At 70.1% G+C, this 14,802-nt stretch carries 19 protein-coding genes; 12 read left to right on the forward strand and 7 right to left on the reverse strand.

What is annotated here, in order from left to right; all coding sequences use genetic code 11:
* Nucleotides 1–3: 3 nt before the first annotated feature.
* From ELY19_RS15585 to ELY19_RS15595, 3 genes are read right to left on the reverse strand one after another with little or no spacing between them, the layout of a single operon-like run.
* Complete coding sequence (locus tag ELY19_RS15585) at nt 4–999, reverse strand: zinc-binding dehydrogenase (protein ID WP_126197038.1); 996 nt, start codon at nt 997–999, stop codon at nt 4–6.
* A gap of 31 nt (nt 1,000–1,030) precedes the next feature.
* Nucleotides 1,031–1,453 carry an organic hydroperoxide resistance protein gene (locus ELY19_RS15590; protein ID WP_126197039.1) on the reverse strand — a complete coding sequence of 141 codons (423 nt, stop codon included), beginning with the start codon at nt 1,451–1,453 and terminating at the stop codon, nt 1,031–1,033.
* A 31-nt stretch (nt 1,454–1,484) separates the two neighbouring features.
* A complete protein-coding gene (locus ELY19_RS15595) occupies nt 1,485–1,910 on the reverse strand; it encodes a MarR family winged helix-turn-helix transcriptional regulator (RefSeq protein WP_126197040.1) in 426 nt (141 codons plus the stop codon).
* A 210-nt stretch (nt 1,911–2,120) separates the two neighbouring features.
* Between ELY19_RS15595 and ELY19_RS15600 the strand changes: the two genes are divergently transcribed.
* Genes ELY19_RS15600 through ELY19_RS15620 form a run of 5 tightly spaced genes read left to right on the forward strand, consistent with a single transcriptional unit; the run spans nt 2,121 to nt 5,549 of the window.
* On the forward strand, nt 2,121–3,383 hold the full coding sequence (locus tag ELY19_RS15600) for an alkane 1-monooxygenase (protein WP_126197041.1): 1,263 nt from the start codon (nt 2,121–2,123) through the stop codon (nt 3,381–3,383).
* Nucleotides 3,380–3,541 carry a rubredoxin gene (locus ELY19_RS15605; protein WP_126197042.1) on the forward strand — a complete coding sequence of 54 codons (162 nt, stop codon included), beginning with the start codon at nt 3,380–3,382 and terminating at the stop codon, nt 3,539–3,541. The genes ELY19_RS15600 and ELY19_RS15605 overlap by 4 nt, the downstream gene beginning before the upstream one ends.
* 33 nt (nt 3,542–3,574) lie before the next feature.
* Entirely contained in the window at nt 3,575–3,763 is a 189-nt protein-coding gene (locus ELY19_RS15610) for a rubredoxin (protein WP_068521261.1), read from the forward strand.
* A complete protein-coding gene (locus tag ELY19_RS15615; RefSeq protein ID WP_126197043.1) occupies nt 3,760–4,944 on the forward strand; it encodes an NAD(P)/FAD-dependent oxidoreductase in 1,185 nt (394 codons plus the stop codon). The genes ELY19_RS15610 and ELY19_RS15615 overlap by 4 nt, the downstream gene beginning before the upstream one ends.
* Nucleotides 4,941–5,549, forward strand: coding sequence for a TetR/AcrR family transcriptional regulator (locus tag ELY19_RS15620; RefSeq protein WP_126197044.1), 609 nt, complete (start codon nt 4,941–4,943; stop codon nt 5,547–5,549). Before ELY19_RS15615 ends, ELY19_RS15620 begins: the two co-directional genes overlap by 4 nt.
* A gap of 21 nt (nt 5,550–5,570) precedes the next feature.
* Here ELY19_RS15620 and ELY19_RS15625 read toward each other — a convergent pair whose 3' ends face one another.
* Nucleotides 5,571–5,978 carry a Fur family transcriptional regulator gene (locus ELY19_RS15625; RefSeq protein ID WP_374101477.1) on the reverse strand — a complete coding sequence of 136 codons (408 nt, stop codon included), beginning with the start codon at nt 5,976–5,978 and terminating at the stop codon, nt 5,571–5,573.
* Between the two features lie 2 nt (nt 5,979–5,980).
* A complete protein-coding gene (locus ELY19_RS15630) occupies nt 5,981–6,289 on the reverse strand; it encodes an ArsR/SmtB family transcription factor (RefSeq protein ID WP_227967343.1) in 309 nt (102 codons plus the stop codon).
* A gap of 203 nt (nt 6,290–6,492) precedes the next feature.
* Between ELY19_RS15630 and ELY19_RS15635 the strand changes: the two genes are divergently transcribed.
* A complete protein-coding gene (locus ELY19_RS15635; protein WP_164711617.1) occupies nt 6,493–7,896 on the forward strand; it encodes a glycine--tRNA ligase in 1,404 nt (467 codons plus the stop codon).
* 78 nt (nt 7,897–7,974) lie between these two features.
* Here ELY19_RS15635 and ELY19_RS15640 read toward each other — a convergent pair whose 3' ends face one another.
* Nucleotides 7,975–8,385, reverse strand: a complete 411-nt coding sequence (locus ELY19_RS15640; protein ID WP_126197046.1) for a lipoprotein LpqH — start codon at nt 8,383–8,385, stop codon at nt 7,975–7,977.
* A 50-nt stretch (nt 8,386–8,435) separates the two neighbouring features.
* Here ELY19_RS15640 and ELY19_RS15645 point away from each other — a divergent pair, with 50 nt between their 5' ends.
* From ELY19_RS15645 to dnaG, 3 genes are read left to right on the forward strand one after another with little or no spacing between them, the layout of a single operon-like run.
* Nucleotides 8,436–8,891 carry a cold-shock protein gene (locus tag ELY19_RS15645; RefSeq protein ID WP_126197047.1) on the forward strand — a complete coding sequence of 152 codons (456 nt, stop codon included), beginning with the start codon at nt 8,436–8,438 and terminating at the stop codon, nt 8,889–8,891.
* On the forward strand, nt 8,892–10,217 hold the full coding sequence (locus tag ELY19_RS15650) for a deoxyguanosinetriphosphate triphosphohydrolase (protein ID WP_126197048.1): 1,326 nt from the start codon (nt 8,892–8,894) through the stop codon (nt 10,215–10,217). It abuts the gene before it with no gap.
* A 20-nt stretch (nt 10,218–10,237) separates the two neighbouring features.
* A complete protein-coding gene (gene dnaG / locus ELY19_RS15655) occupies nt 10,238–12,169 on the forward strand; it encodes a DNA primase (protein WP_126197049.1) in 1,932 nt (643 codons plus the stop codon).
* Here the strand turns inward: dnaG and ELY19_RS15660 are convergent.
* The gene (locus tag ELY19_RS15660; protein WP_068572888.1) at nt 12,166–12,408 is read right to left on the reverse strand and encodes a hypothetical protein; all 243 of its coding nucleotides are present in this window, start codon (nt 12,406–12,408) and stop codon (nt 12,166–12,168) included. The two genes, dnaG and ELY19_RS15660, sit on opposite strands and share 4 nt — an antisense overlap.
* Nucleotides 12,409–12,471: 63 nt before the next feature.
* Between ELY19_RS15660 and ELY19_RS15665 the strand changes: the two genes are divergently transcribed.
* Genes ELY19_RS15665 through ELY19_RS15675 form a run of 3 tightly spaced genes read left to right on the forward strand, consistent with a single transcriptional unit; the run spans nt 12,472 to nt 14,794 of the window.
* Entirely contained in the window at nt 12,472–13,215 is a 744-nt protein-coding gene (locus ELY19_RS15665; protein ID WP_126197050.1) for a YggS family pyridoxal phosphate-dependent enzyme, read from the forward strand.
* Between the two features lie 10 nt (nt 13,216–13,225).
* Nucleotides 13,226–13,771, forward strand: a complete 546-nt coding sequence (locus ELY19_RS23630) for an Imm51 family immunity protein (RefSeq protein ID WP_197715907.1) — start codon at nt 13,226–13,228, stop codon at nt 13,769–13,771.
* Between the two features lie 18 nt (nt 13,772–13,789).
* A complete protein-coding gene (locus ELY19_RS15675; RefSeq protein ID WP_164711618.1) occupies nt 13,790–14,794 on the forward strand; it encodes a DUF5685 family protein in 1,005 nt (334 codons plus the stop codon).
* Nucleotides 14,795–14,802 lie beyond the last annotated feature (8 nt).

A 14,802-nucleotide genomic window follows, 5' to 3' on the forward strand; every position in this document is an offset into this window, starting at 1 on the left:
CGGTCAGGGGCGCAGCAGCACCTTGCCGACGCGGCCCGGGCGACCGCTCGCCGCTGCGGCCGAGGAGATCTCGTCGAGCGGGTACACCCCGTCGACCGGAAGTGCGAGGGTGCCGGCGGCGACGCCGCGCACGACCTCACTCATGAGCTCTGCCCGCTTGCCGGGATCCATCTCCTGGCTCACGGTGCGACCCCAGAAGCCCTTGACCACGATCTCCTTGAAGATCGCGACGTTGACCGGGATCTCCAGCATCGCGCCCTCGCCCGGGTTCGTCGCGCTCATCGCACCGAACGACACGAGGGTGCCGCGCTGGCCGAGCAGGAGAGCGAGCTGCGTGCTCGCCGCGCCGCCGATCGAATCGACGGCGGCGGCGTAGCCGGCCTCCCCCGCCAGCTCCTTGGCACGGTCGCGCCAGCCCTCGGTATCGGTGGCGATCACGTTCGTCACGCCGAAGGTCGCGAGCTCGTCGATGGCGGCGGACCGTCGGACCAGGCCCGTGACGTTGACGCCCCGGGCGGTCGCCAGCTGCGCCAGCAGGCGCCCGACCATGCCGTTCGCGGTGTTCTGCACGATCCACTGACCGGGCTGGACGTTGAGGTAGTCGAGGAGGCTGATCGCGCTGAACGGCATCGAGAACAGCTGTGCTGCGGCCTCGTCGGAGATCTCCCCGGGCACGGGGAGGAGGCCCGCGGCGCCGGCGACGAAGTACTCGGCCCAGGTGCCGAACGCGGAACCGGTGGCGACGCGCTGGCCGACGGTGAACCCCTCGACGCCCTCGCCGAGGGCGTCGATGACGCCGACGGCCTCGGAGCCGGAGGCGGCGGGGAGGGCGGGCTTGTAGCCGTAGTCGCCCTTCACGGTCCACAGGTCGTGATTGTGGATCGGGGCGAGCAGGGTGCGGATCCGCACCTGCCCGGGCCGCGGCTCGGGCAGCGGGACCTCACGGACGGTCAGGACGCTCGCGGGGTCGCCGAACTCGTCCTGGATCAGTGCACGCATGGGTGTCTCCTTGATGGGGTGGTGGGGAAGGTCAGTCGTCGGCGACGGTGACGGTCACGTCGATGTTGCCGCGCACGGCGTTCGAGTACGGGCACACCTGGTGCGCCGCGTCCGCGAGGGCCTGGGCGGCGTCGTGCTCGACATCGGGAATGACCACTTCGAGCGCAACGGTCAGGCCGAAACCGCCGGAGCCGTTGGGGCCGATGCCCACCCGGGCGCCGACGCTGGAGTCGCCGAGTGCGACCTTCTGCGTGCGCGCGACCATCTGCAGGGCGGAGTGGAAGCACGCGGCGTAACCCGCGGCGAAGAGCTGCTCGGGATTGGCGCCGTCACCGGACCCGCCCATCTCCTTCGGGATCGCGAGCTGGAGGTCGACGCGGCCGTCGTCGGTGCGGGTGCGGCCGTCGCGGCCGGCGCCGGTGGCGATGGCCTCGGCGGTGTACACGGTGTTCATTCGGTGGTTCCTCCTGGAACGGTTCGGTGGATCAGGCGTGTGCTGCGCAGAAGCGGTTCGCCAGGTCGCGGAGCGCGATCGCGTCCTCCACGGGCAGGTTGAAGCCCTCGTAGACCCGGCGGCGCGCCGCGTCGACGCGCGGCCGCAGTGCACGGCCCGCGTCGGTGACGTGGACGGTGACCAGGCGCTCGTCGGCCTGGTCGCGGCGGCGTTCGAGGAGGTCCGCGGCCTCGAGCCGGCGGATCAGCGGCGACAGGGTGCCACTGTCGAGGCGCAGGCGTTCGCCGAGTGCCGAGACGGTGACGCCGTCGTGCTCCCACAGTGCGAGCAGCGTGACGTACTGGGTGTACGTGAGCCCGAGAGCCGACAACTCCTCGCGGTAGGCGCCCGATGCCACGCGTGCGGCCGAGTAGAGCGCGAAGCACAGCTGCTCGTCCAGGGTCTGATTCGCTTCCACCTCTTTATAATTGCACGCAATTAAGTTGTGAACAACTTAGATCGGGCCGATTGTACGAACGCGGCGCCCGTGTCTACCTGGGCGTTTACATATCAGGCAAAAATGTCCATCGTTTGCTTGACAGATGCTCCACATGTGTCAAATACTGGGCACAGAGCGTATGACCTCAGTCACAGCCCCTGGCGGGGCGAACGGATCAAGGAGGGCACTGTGAAGGGCCTGGCTTACATCGACGCGGACGGCAAGGAAGCCGTCTGGACCGACCACAAGAAGCGACTCTGGCTGTGGGGCCTGTTCGTTCCCACGGCGTTGTTCTTCGCGGTGGGGCTCATGATGCTGCTCGGCATCGGCCACACGCCGCTGATGTATCTGGCGCCGGTGCTGTGGTGGATCGGTCCGCTGCTCCTCTACGTCATCCTCCCGATCGTCGACATCAAGGCCGGCGACGACGGCGAGAACCCGCCGGAGGAGGTGATGGAGGCGCTCGAGGAGTCCAAGTACTACCGCTGGTTGACGTACATCTTCCTGCCGTGTCACCTCGCCTCGCTCATCGCGATGTGCTACTTCATCACGGCCGACGACCTGTCCTGGCTGGGCGGCGTGTACTCGGACGGCGGCGGCCTCGGCCTGATCAGCCAGATCGGCGTCACGCTGAGCCTCGGTGTCGTCACCGGCATCGGCATCAACACCGGCCACGAGCTGGGGCACAAGAAGCCGGAGAACGAGCGTTGGATCGCCAAGCTCACCCTCGCACCCGCCATGTACGGCCACTTCTTCATCGAGCACAACCGCGGCCATCACGTGCGCGTCGCCACCCCGGAGGACCCCGCGAGCGGCCGCTTCGGCGAGACCTTCTGGGAGTTCCTGCCGCGCAGCGTGTGGGGCAGCTTGAAGTCCTCGTGGAACCTGGAGAAGACGCGTCTCGAGCGCCTCGGCAAGAGCCCGTGGACCCTCACGAACGACGTGCTCAACGCGTGGCTGATGACCGTCGTGCTGTACGGAGTGCTGACCGCGGTGTTCGGCTGGTACGTGCTGCCCTTCCTGATCGTCCAGGGGATCTACGGGTTCAGCCTGCTGGAGTCGGTGAACTACCTCGAGCACTACGGTCTGCTGCGCCAGAAGACCGCCTCCGGCCGCTACGAGCGCTGCGCGCCGCGGCACTCGTGGAACTCGGACCGCATCATCACCAACGTCTTCCTCTACCACCTGCAGCGGCACAGCGACCATCACGCGAACCCCACGCGCCGCTACCAGACCCTCCGCTCCTTCGAGGAGGCCCCGTCGCTGCCCCAGGGCTACGCCACCCTGATCGGCGTGACCTACTTCCCGCCGCTGTGGCGCAAGATCATGGACCACCGCGTCCTGGACCACTACGACGGTGACATCACCAAGGTGAACATCCACCCCCGCGTCCGCGACAAGGTGCTCGCGAAGTACGGCGCGCCGAGCACCGGAGAGCAGGCCGCCGCATGAGCGCCTTCAAGTGCCCCGTCTGCGACTACGTGTACGACGAGACCTCCGGCGCCCCGCGAGAAGGCTGGCCCGCCGGCACCGCCTGGGCCGATATCCCCGACGACTGGAACTGCCCCGACTGCGGGGTTCGCGACAAGATCGACTTCGAGCCCGTCTGAGACGGATCAGAAAGACCGAGAAAGGAATCCATCATGAGCGACGCGCCCTTCAAACTGTTCCGCTGCCTGCAGTGCGGCTTCGAGTACGACGAGGCCGAGGGCTGGCCCGAGGACGGTATCGAGCCCGGCACCCGCTGGGACGACATCCCGGACGACTGGTCCTGCCCCGACTGCGGCGCCGCCAAGGCCGACTTCGAGATGGTCGAGGTGTCGCGGGCATGAGCACCGACGGCGTGGTCATCGTCGGCACGGGCGTCGCGGGCGCCACCGCGGCCCTGGCGCTGCGGACCGGCGGGTTCGAGGGAGCGGTGACCCTCGTCGGCCGTGACGCGCACCTCCCGTACCGACGGCCCACGCTGTCGAAGGACGTGCTCCTGGCGGGGATGCCGGTCGAGAAGGCGCTCCTGAAGCCGGCGACGCACTGGGACGACATCGGGGTCGTGGTCCGCACCGGGGTCACCGTGACGGGAGGCGACACCGCGGCCCGCACTCTGGAGCTGTCCGACGATTCCGTCCTTCCGTACGGCTCCCTGGTCCTGGCCACCGGTGGTGCGGCGCGGGAGCTGCCCGGCCTGCCGCCCGCGCCCCGTGTGAAGTACCTGCGGGACTTCGCGGACGCGATCGCGCTCCGCGACGAACTCGGCCGGGCGGGCAGCGTGATCGTTCTCGGGGCCGGTCTCATCGGCTCGGAGGTGGCCTCGGCCGCGGCGAAACTGGGTGCGACCGTCACCGTGATCGAGCCGGCCCCCTTGCCGCTCGCCCGCGTCGTGCCGCCGTCGATCGGCGAGCGCCTCGCCGGCCTGCAGCGCGACGCCGGTGTCGACCTGCTGCTCGGCGTCCGGCCGGGGGAGATCGCCGTCGAGCCCGACCAGGTCTCCGTCGCCCTCCCCGGCGGCGTGGCGCTCGTCGCCGACCTGCTGGTCGTCGCGGTGGGGTCGAGCCCCGACACCGGGCTGGCCGAGCGCCTGGCCCTGCGGGTCGACGACGGTATCCTGGTGGACGAGCAGTACCGCACGTCCGCCGAGGGCGTCTACGCCGTCGGTGACTGCGCACGCGTGCCGCATCCGCTGGAAGGCGGTACCTACCGCGCCGAGAACTGGTCGGCGGCGCAGGACCAGGGCACGGCCGTCGCGCAGGTGCTCCTCGGCGGCGCGCCGGCGCCCACGGTTCCGTGGGGCTGGTCGAACCAGTTCGGGGCGGTGCTGCAGTTCGCGGGATGGCCCGCGGCGGACGACGAGCTGGAGGTGGACGGCGCCATGGACGCGGCGAGCAGTGAGCCCTTCTTCGCGCGGTGCCGCCGCGGCGGATCCCTCGCGGGCGCCGTCGCGATGGGCCGGCCCAAGGAACTGCGGGCGGCCCGCGGCGAGCTGTCCGAGCAGATCGCGGCGGCGGTCGCGCGATGACCGTCCTCGTCGGGCGCGACGCCGCTGACGCCGCACCCAAGCAGACGGTGCGGGACCAAGCGCTCGACGCGGTGAGCACGGTCCTCCACGGGCGGGAGTGGTCCGCGGTCACGATGGCCGCGGTCGCCCGCGAGGCGGGGGTGAGCCGGCAGACGCTCTACAACGAGTTCGGTTCCCGTAAGGGCATGGCGGTCGCCTACGTGACCCGGTTCGTCGACGGGCTCCTCGCGTACGTGCAGGAGCGGATCGACGCCCACCCCGGCGAGATCGACGCCGCCGTCGAGGACGCGATGTGCGGCGTCTTCGAGATCGGTATGGGTGACCCCGTCGTCATCAACATCGTGGGTCCGAACCCGCATCGCGACCTCATGGGGATCGTGACGATCGACGGTACGCCGATCATGCAGCGCGCGGCCGAAGGGCTCGCGGAGATCCTCGCCATGAGCTGGGCCCAGGTCCGGCGGGCCGACGCGCAGGTCGCTGCGGGCGTCCTCGTCCGCCTCGCCTTCAGTCACCTGACGATGCCCATCGAGGGGCCGGAGGCGGCGGCGCGCGAGGTGTCCGCCGTGCTCTCGCCGTTCCTCACCCGCGCCGTTCGCGCCTGAGCCGCACGTCGGCGTGCCGGGTCAGGCCGAGCAGTCGGCGCACCGCCCGAAGATCTCCAGCGTGTGCGTCACATCCGTGAATCCGTGTGCCGCGGCGGTCCGTGCCGACCATGCCTCGACCGCCCGATCGGTCACCTCGACGGTGCGTCCGCACTCGCGGCAGACCAGGTGATGATGGTGCTCGTCCGAGCACAACCGGAACAGCGCCTCGCCGCTGTCGGTCCGCAGGGTGTCCACTGCGCCCGCGTCCGCCATCGCCTGCAGGTTGCGGTAGACGGTGGTCAGGCCGATCGACTCGCCGTCGGCGCGGAGTTGCTCGTGCAGCTCCTGCGCGGATTTGAACTCCGAGACCGACTGCAGGGCCTGTGTGATGGCCCCGCGCTGCTTCGTCGCACGGACACCCGTGCCTTTGGCCGCGTGCACGGTCACCGTCAGGCCCCCGGCCGTTCCGTGGCGTGCGCGACGGCGTCGACCACGATGTGCGCGAGGTGGTCGTCGACGAGGCGGTAGACGATCTCGCGGCCGTTGCGTTCGCCGCGCACGACGCCGGCGGACTTGAGGACCCGGAGGTGCTGGCTCACCAGTGGCTGCGTCACGCCCAGCGCGTCGACGAGCTGGTGCACGCACAGCTCGGAGTGCATGAGCTCGAGCACGATGGAGATCCGGACGGGGGCGGCCAGCGCACGGAGCAGGTCGCCCGTGGCGGTGAGCACCTCGGGATCGGGCTGCGCGCGCGGCAGGTCCTCGGGGTCGACGGGGCAGTCGGCGACGACGTCGGTGGGAATGGGAGCCTCCTCTTATCAACAATCATTTTCATATGCGGGAACGGCCACGTCAAGCGAGCGGGAGGTAGGCGTCCCATCGCGCCGCGGGGGAGAGCGCGAACGGTAGAGTCGGTGCGTACGTTTTTCCTTCTCACAACCCGTCGGAGATGAAGCGCGCCGTGGCCAAAGCAACCAAAGTCGATACCGTCGCCAACCTGTGCAAGCGCAGGGGCCTGGTCTTCCAGTCGGGTGAGATCTACGGCGGTACCAAGTCGGCCTGGGACTACGGGCCGCTGGGCGTGGAACTCAAGGAGAACATCAAGAAGCAGTGGTGGCGCAACATGGTCACCTCCCGCGATGACGTCGTGGGGCTGGACAGCGCGATCATCCTGCCCCGCGAGGTGTGGGTCGCATCGGGGCACGTCTCCGTGTTCAACGATCCGCTGGTCGAGTGCCTGAACTGCCACAAGCGCCACCGTCAGGACCACCTGCAGGAGGCGTACGCCGAGAAGCGGGCGGCCAAGGGCGAGGAGGTCGACCCGGACGACGTGCCGATGACGGAGATCGTCTGCCCCGACTGCGGCACCAAGGGGCAGTGGACCGAGCCGCGCGACTTCAACATGATGCTCAAGACCTACCTGGGGCCCATCGAGTCGGAGGAGGGCCTGCACTACCTGCGGCCCGAGACCGCGCAGGGCATCTTCGTGAACTTCAAGAACGTCATGACCACGGCGCGGAAGAAGCCGCCGTTCGGCATCGGCCAGATCGGCAAGAGCTTCCGCAACGAGATCACCCCCGGCAACTTCATCTTCCGGACCCGCGAGTTCGAGCAGATGGAGATGGAGTTCTTCGTCAAGCCGGGCGACGACGACACGTGGCACCAGTACTGGATCGACTATCGGCTCAAGTGGTACACCGATCTCGGCATCGACCCGGAGAACCTGCGCCTGTACACGCATCCGCAGGAGAAGCTGAGCCACTACTCCAAGGGCACCGTCGACATCGAGTACCGCTTCGAGTTCGCCGGTAGCGAGTGGGGTGAGCTCGAGGGCATCGCCAACCGCACCGACTTCGACCTCGGCACCCACACCAAGCACTCGGGGGAGTCGCTGGAGTTCTTCGACCAGCAGTCGGGCGAGCGGTACACGCCCTACGTCATCGAGCCGGCCGCCGGCCTCACGCGCTCGTTGATGGCCTTCCTCGTGGATGCGTACACGGAGGAGGAGGTGCCGAAGGCGAACGGCGGCACCGATACCCGCGTCGTCCTCAAGCTGGATCGGCGCCTCGCCCCCGTCAAGGTCGCGGTGCTGCCGCTGTCGCGTGACGAGAAGCTCTCGCCGAAGGCGCGCGAGCTGGCCGCCCAGCTGCGGCAGTTCTGGAACGTCGACTTCGACGACGCCCAGGGCATCGGTAAGCGCTACCGTCGCCAGGACGAGATCGGGACGCCGTTCTGCGTCACCGTCGACTTCGACACGCTCGACGACGATTCCGTGACCGTCCGCGAGCGCGACACGATGGAGCAGGAGCGGGTGCCGCTCGCGGAGATCCAGCAGTACCTCGCCGCGCGCCTCGCCGGCTGCTGACGCGGCGCCGGTCCGCTGAGCGACGAGGACCGCCCATCCCTCGCGGGGTGGGCGGTCCTTCTCGTCGGGCCGCTGCTCCTACCCGCAGGTGACCTCGACGCGGAACTTCTTGGTACTCAGGTCCGCCGCGCGCGCCTCACCCGTGATCGTGTAGCGGTTGCCGGCCTTCGAGGCCTTGGCCGAGCCGACCTTCCCCACGGGCGTGTTCAGCACCGTCATCACGTTCCCGCCGGTGGCGATGAACAGGCTGTTCACCGTGGGCGGATTGCCCTCGGTGAGCATGGCCCCGATGCCGCGGGCGGTCTGGACGCTGCCGGAGCCCACCGTGATCGTCTCGCCGTTCCGCGAGCAACCCGCGTTGACGTACTCGGCCGCGCTCTCGGCCCTGCCGTCGACCTCGACCACGGTGCTGGAGTCGATGTTGGGAGAGGTGCACGCCGCGAGGGCGACCAGAACGCAGCCCGCGAGGGCGACTGGCGCGATTTTCATAGACACACCGTACCGGCCCGATCGTGCTGGGCCGTGGGATACTCGACGGCATGACGAACGGCAAGGTTGTCCACTTCGACACGCAACGCGGCTTCGGCTTCCTGGCGCCGGACGCGGGAGGTGAGGACGTCTTCCTCCACGTGAACGACATCGACTTCGACGAGTCGGCGCTGCGGCCCGGCACCGAGGTGACGTTCGACGTGGAGAAGGGGGACAAGGGGTTCAAGGCCGTCAACGTCGCCGTGGTCGGGGGTGCTCCCGCGCCGTCGGCGCCCCGTCGTGACCACCGCGATCAGCGCGACCAGCGGGGTGACCGGCGCGAGCAGGCGCCCCGCCGGGACGCGGCGGCGCGGCCGGCCGCCGGCGCGCTGGACATGCAGTCCTTCGTCGACGAGCTCACCGAGCTGCTCCTCGACTCCTCGGACGATCTGACCGCCGGGCAGATCATCGCGATCCGCCAGCGGATCGCGGATTTCGCCTTCGCACGCGGTTGGGTCACCGAGTAGGTGCCGCCGCGCCTGCCCGGTCCGGCCGCGTATCAGCCGGCCGACGTCGAACGCCTCGTCGCCGAACCGCCCAAAACCGCGGGCCTCGAAGCGGATACCGAGCCCACACTGTTCTCGGGCCCGCAGTGGGAGGCCCTGCGCTGGGAAGGGCACAGCTCGGCCTTCGCGCGCGACCGCGCTCGGGTGCTGCACAGCGCCGCCCTTCGCCGCCTCGCCGATAAGACGCAGGTCGTGGGCCCGCGCGAGGGTGACACGCCCCGTACCCGGCTCACCCACTCGCTGGAAGTCAGCCAGATCGGCCGCGGTATCGCCCTCGGGATCGGCTGCGACCCGGACCTGGTGGACCTCGCCGGCCTCGCCCACGACATCGGCCACCCGCCCTACGGCCACAACGGCGAACGCGCGCTCGACGAGGTGGCCCGGGACATCGGCGGCTTCGAGGGCAACGCGCAGAACCTGCGCATCCTCACCCGGCTCGAACCCAAGGTGCTCGATGCCGCGGGGGAGTCGGTGGGACTCAACCTCACCCGCGCCGCACTCGATGCGGCGACCAAGTATCCGTGGTTGCGCCGCGAGCCCGGCGGCAAGTTCGGCGTGTACGACGACGACGCGCACGTCCTGGAGTGGATGCGGGGCGGTGAGGACGGGCCGTACGGCACCCGCCAGTGCCTCGAGTCGCAGGTCATGGACTGGTCCGACGACGTGGCCTACTCCGTGCACGATGTCGAGGACGGAGTGCTCTCGGGCCGCCTCGACCTGCGCGCGCTCTCGTCGCCCGCGGAGGTGCGCAGCCTCTCCGGCTTCGGCGCGAGCAGCTTCCGCGGCGCCGAGGCCGCGGAGCTGGAGGAGGCCGGTGCTCGGCTCGCCTCGTTCGACGTGGTCGCCGCGGCCGCGAAGTACGACGGCGGCCTCGCCTCCTCGGTGGCGCTCAAGCGCATGACCAGTGAGCTGGTGGGCCGCTTCGCCTCGGCCGCGATCGACGCGACCCGCGCCGCCACGGCCAACGAGCCGGTGTGCCGGTACGAGGCGGACGTCGAGGTGCCGCCGTCCGTCCGTGCCGAGGTGATCCTGCTGAAAACGATGGCGCTGCAGTACATCTACTCCAACCAGATGCACCTGGCCATACAGCAGGGGCAGCGTGATCGGATACTGCGCGTGGCGGACTACCTGATGGGCGCGTCACCGTCGAACATCGATCCGCTGTACTCCCCGGCGTACCTGGCCGCGGACTCCGACGCCGCCCGGCTGCGCGTGGTCGTCGACCAGATCGCGTCGATGACCGAGACCCGCCTGGAGCGGCTGGACCAGAAGGTCCTCGAGGGCTGACCGGCAGTACACTCGAACTCGTGGTCGGCAGAATCCCGGAGCGTGACATCGCGGCGATCCGCGACCGTGCGCGCATCGAGGACGTCGTCGGCGAGTACGTGGCACTGCGTCCCGCCGGTGTGGGCTCGATGAAGGGCCTGTGCCCGTTCCACGACGAGAAGACACCCAGCTTCCACGTGCGCCCTTCGCAGGGCTTCTTCCACTGCTTCGGCTGCGGCGAGGGCGGCGACGTCATCTCCTTCCTGCAGAAGATCGAGCACGTGCCCTTCGTCGAGGCCGTCGAGCAGCTCGCCGACAAGGTGGGCATCCAGATCACCTACGAGGGCGGCGGCCCCGGTCCGAAGCAGGACCGCGGTACCCGCATGCGGCTGGTGGCGGCCAACGCGGCCGCGCAGAAGTTCTACGCCGAGCAGCTGCGCACGCCCGAGGCGGAGATCGCGCGCAAGTACCTCACCGACCGTGACTTCACCGAGGAGGACGCGGCGTTCTACGGCTGCGGCTACGCCCCGTCGGGCTGGGACACGATGACCAAAGCGCTGCTGCGCCAGGGCTTCGACGTCAAGGAGCTCGAGGCGGCCGGGCTGTCGAAGCCGGGGCAGCGCGGTCCCATCGACCGCTTCCATCGCCGCCTGCTGTGGCCCATCAAGAATCTGGGCGGCGACGTGATCGGCTTCGGCGCGCGCAAGCTGTTCGACGACGACAACCTCGGCAAGTACATGAACACGCCCGAGACCATGCTCTACAAGAAGTCGCAGGTCCTGTTCGGTCTCGACCACGCGAAGAAGCACATCGCCAAGGGACATCAGGTGGTGGTCGTCGAGGGCTACACCGACGTCATGGCCATGCACGCCGCCGGCGTCGAGACCGCGGTCGCGTCCTGTGGTACGGCGTTCGGCGAGGAGCACGTCTCGCTGGTGCGCCGGCTCATGATGGACGACAGTTACTTCCGCGGCGAGGTGATCTACACCTTCGACGGAGACGAGGCGGGCCGCGCCGCCGCGATGAAGGCCTTCGACGGCGACCAGAAGATCGCCGGCCAGACGTTCGTCGCCGTCGCGCCCGACGGCATGGATCCGTGCGAGCTGCGCCAGCGCCGCGGCGACGAGGCGGTGCGCGACCTCATCGCGCAGCGCGTCCCGATGTTCGAGTTCGCGGTGAAGACGCTGATCACCGAATTCGACCTCGACACCGCCGAGGGTCGCGTGCACGCACTGCGCCGCTCGGTGCCCGTGGTCGCCCGGATCAAGGACATGGCGCTCCGGGACGAGTACGCGCGGCAGCTCGCCGGTTGGGTCGGCTGGGAGGACGTCACGCAGGTCCTGCGCCGCGTCCGCGAGGAGTCCGCGCGGATCCGCCGCGGCGAGGGCAGGCCCGGGCCGGGCGCGCCCGCCCCGTCGAACAACCGGTTCCGCGCCCCGGCACCCGCCGCGCCGGTGCCCGAGGTCCGGCCGGCAGGACCACAGCGGCCCAACCCGTCCGACCCGGTGCTGTGGGTGCAGCGCGAGGTGCTCAAGGCGGCGCTCCAGGTGCCGTCGCTCGCGGGCATGGTCTTCGACGCGCTCTCCGACGACATGTTCACCGACCCCGCGTACCGCGCGGTGCGGCTGGCGATCGAGGCCGCGGGCGGCATCGCCGCGGGCCTCGGCGGTCCGGAGTGGGTGGACACGGTGGTGCGCCACGTCGACGGCCCCGTGCTGGAGCCGCTGGTCACCGAACTCGCGGTCGAACCCATGCAGGTCGCCGGCGATCCGACCCCACGGTACGTCGAGTCCGTGATGGCACGACTACAGGAAGTATGGGTCGGCGCGCAGGTGGCGGACCTGAAGTCGAAGCTGCGCCGCATGTCGCCCAACTCCGACGCCGACTACAACCGCCTCTTCGGCGACCTCGTGGCGCTCGAGAGCTACCGGCAGAGCCTGCTCAAGATGGCCGTGGGTGACAGCGCCTTCTAGTCCAGGTCGGTCTTGGGGGAGTAGATCACCGTCTGCGCATCGATCTCGCGCATGGTGCGCATCTTCGGATCGGGGTTGAGCTGCTCGGCGAGCTTGCGGCGCCCGATCTCCACGGCCTTCTTCGTCGCCGGGCTGGTGGCGATGGCCTTCGCGGTGCGATTGATCTGCTCGTACCGGCGGCGTCCGGCCTTGGTGCCCAGCACGTAGCCCGCACCAGCGGCGATAACCAGTCGGATCATGCCGCCACTGTACCGGCCGCGGGCCCGCTCCGACGGGCGGTCCCCGGCCGATAGGCTCGGACCATGAGCTCGTACCCGCCCGCGCAGACGATCGCAGAGTTCGAGGCCAACATCGCCGAGGTGATGCGCCGCATCGACGCCGCCGCGGCCCGGGCGGGGCGGTCACCGTCGGACGTGCGACTCCTGCCCGTCAGCAAGACGGTGCCCCAGGAACGGCTGCGGCTCGCCGTCGCCGCGGGCTGCCGCGAACTGGGCGAGAACAAGGTGCAGGAGGCCAAGCGCAAGAGCGCCGAGATGGCCGACCTGGACGTCTCGTGGGCCGTGATCGGGCATCTGCAGACCAACAAGGCCAAGGACGTCGCGGCCGTGGCGGCGGAGTTCCAGGCCCTCGACAGCGTGCGCGTCACGGAGGCGCTCGATCGTCGGTTGCAGGCCCTGGGGCGCGGGCTCGACGTCTACGTGCAGGTGAACACCTCGGCCGAGGAGCAGAAGTACGGGCTGCCGCCCGCCGAGGTGCCCGCGTTCCTGGATGCGCTGCCCGCCTACACGTCGCTGCGGGTGCGCGGCTTCATGACCCTCGCCGAGTTCTCGTCCGACGAGGAGCGGGTGCGCGCCTGCTTCCGGCGGCTCCGCGAGGTCCGGGACCGGGCGGTGCAGGACGGGTCCGAGGCGGTGGAGCTCTCGATGGGCATGTCCGGTGACTACGAGATCGCGGTCGAGGAGGGCTCGACCTGCGTGCGGGTGGGCCAGGCGATCTTCGGCTCGCGCGCCACGCCGGACAGCGCGTACTGGCCCGCGGGGCAGTAGTCTTCCGCTCGTGCTGACCGACGACGAGGACCGCCAGTTCACCGCCGCCGACATCGCCGAGCTCCTGGCGGTCGTCGTGGCGCTGGGGCTGCTGTTCTGGCTACTCGAACCGCTCAATCCATGGGTGAAGTACCCGGCGATCCTGTTCGGTTCCGTCACCGTGCTCGCGGTGTGGCGAGGCCTGCGCGGGGTGATCGAGAAGCGCTCGGGCGGACGCGCGGGGACGATGGCGCCCCTGCAGATCGTCGAGACCGCGCCCGGGGTCCGCTCGCTGATCCTCGTGGCCGGCGGTACGCCGTCCGACGATGCCGCTCGCGCGCTCGGGCACGAACCCACGGGCTACTTCTGGCAAGGGGTCGCCGAGCGAATCCTGTTGGAGCCGATGCTCGAGGTGCTCGACTTCGACAGTGAGGCAGGGGTGTTCAGTGCGCGTAGCGCAGATCTCGAGACCTTGGCGATCGCCGGCCGGGCGATGGCCGGGATCGTGAACGATCCCGCGCGGCTGCGCGAGGTGGTGGCGGCCGCGGAGGCCGACGGCTTCGTCTTCGACGACTGATCTCGGGCGGGAGGGATCGTGCTCGGTCTCGTGCGATCGTGTTCCGCGCACCTCGAACCCGAGGTGCGGCAACGGTGGCGCGCACACCTGTGCGGGCTGTGCCTGACACTGCGCGGCACCGCCGGCCAGTCGGCGCGGGCGTGCACCAACACCGACGCCGCGCTGCTCTCGGCGCTCGTCGAGGCGCAACAGCCGTGGCCCGCAGCCACGCGCACCGCCGGCCCGTGCGCGCTGCGTGGGATGCGGCGCGCCGAGGTGATCGCCCCGGCGGAACTCGGAGTCCGGCTGGGTGCCACGGCGGCGCTGACGCTCGCGGCCGCGAAGATCGGCGATCACGCGGCCGAGCGGGAGGCGGGCCTGCGCGGTTCCGCAGTCACGGCCCGCGGCACCGTCGGGCTGCTGCGCGCGACCGAACGGCGGCTGCGGCGGAGAGCCGAGGCCGACGGTCCCGTCGCCGCTGCGGCCCGGGTGCCCGAGGCGCTCACCGGGCTCGCCGAGCAGGCGCGGATCGAATCGCGCGCCACGCGGCTGGATGAGGTCACGGCACCCACGGCGGCGGCGGTCGGCGGCATGTTCGCCGCTACGGCCGTGCTCGCGGGGTGTCCGGAGAACGCGGAGCCGCTGGGTGAGCTCGGACGCGCATACGGGGAGTTCGCGCACCTCGCGGACGCGCTCGAGGACCTGGCCCGCGACCGCGAGCACGGCGCGTACAACGCCCTCGACGCAACCGGGACCACCGTGGACGCGGCCGTGGCGCGGCTGCAGGCCTTGCGGGACGTCGTGATCGAGCGGCTGGAGAGCGTCGAGCTGCGCGACGACCGGCTGGTCCGTCCGCTCCTGTCGACCGCGATGGCGACGGTGCTCGCGGCGCGGAGGACGCCGATGGACAAGCGCGTGAAGAGGATGGACGAGAAGGCGAAGAAGAAGCTCGGGCGGCGGTCCGTCGACGCGGGCGAGTCCGCCGGGGACTGTTGCTGCGACGGAGACTGCTGTTGCGACGGCGGCTGTTGCGACTGCTCCTGATACGACGC

Origin of the sequence: Tsukamurella paurometabola (assembly GCF_900631615.1) — a bacterium.
Taxonomy (GTDB): domain Bacteria; phylum Actinomycetota; class Actinomycetes; order Mycobacteriales; family Mycobacteriaceae; genus Tsukamurella; species Tsukamurella paurometabola_A.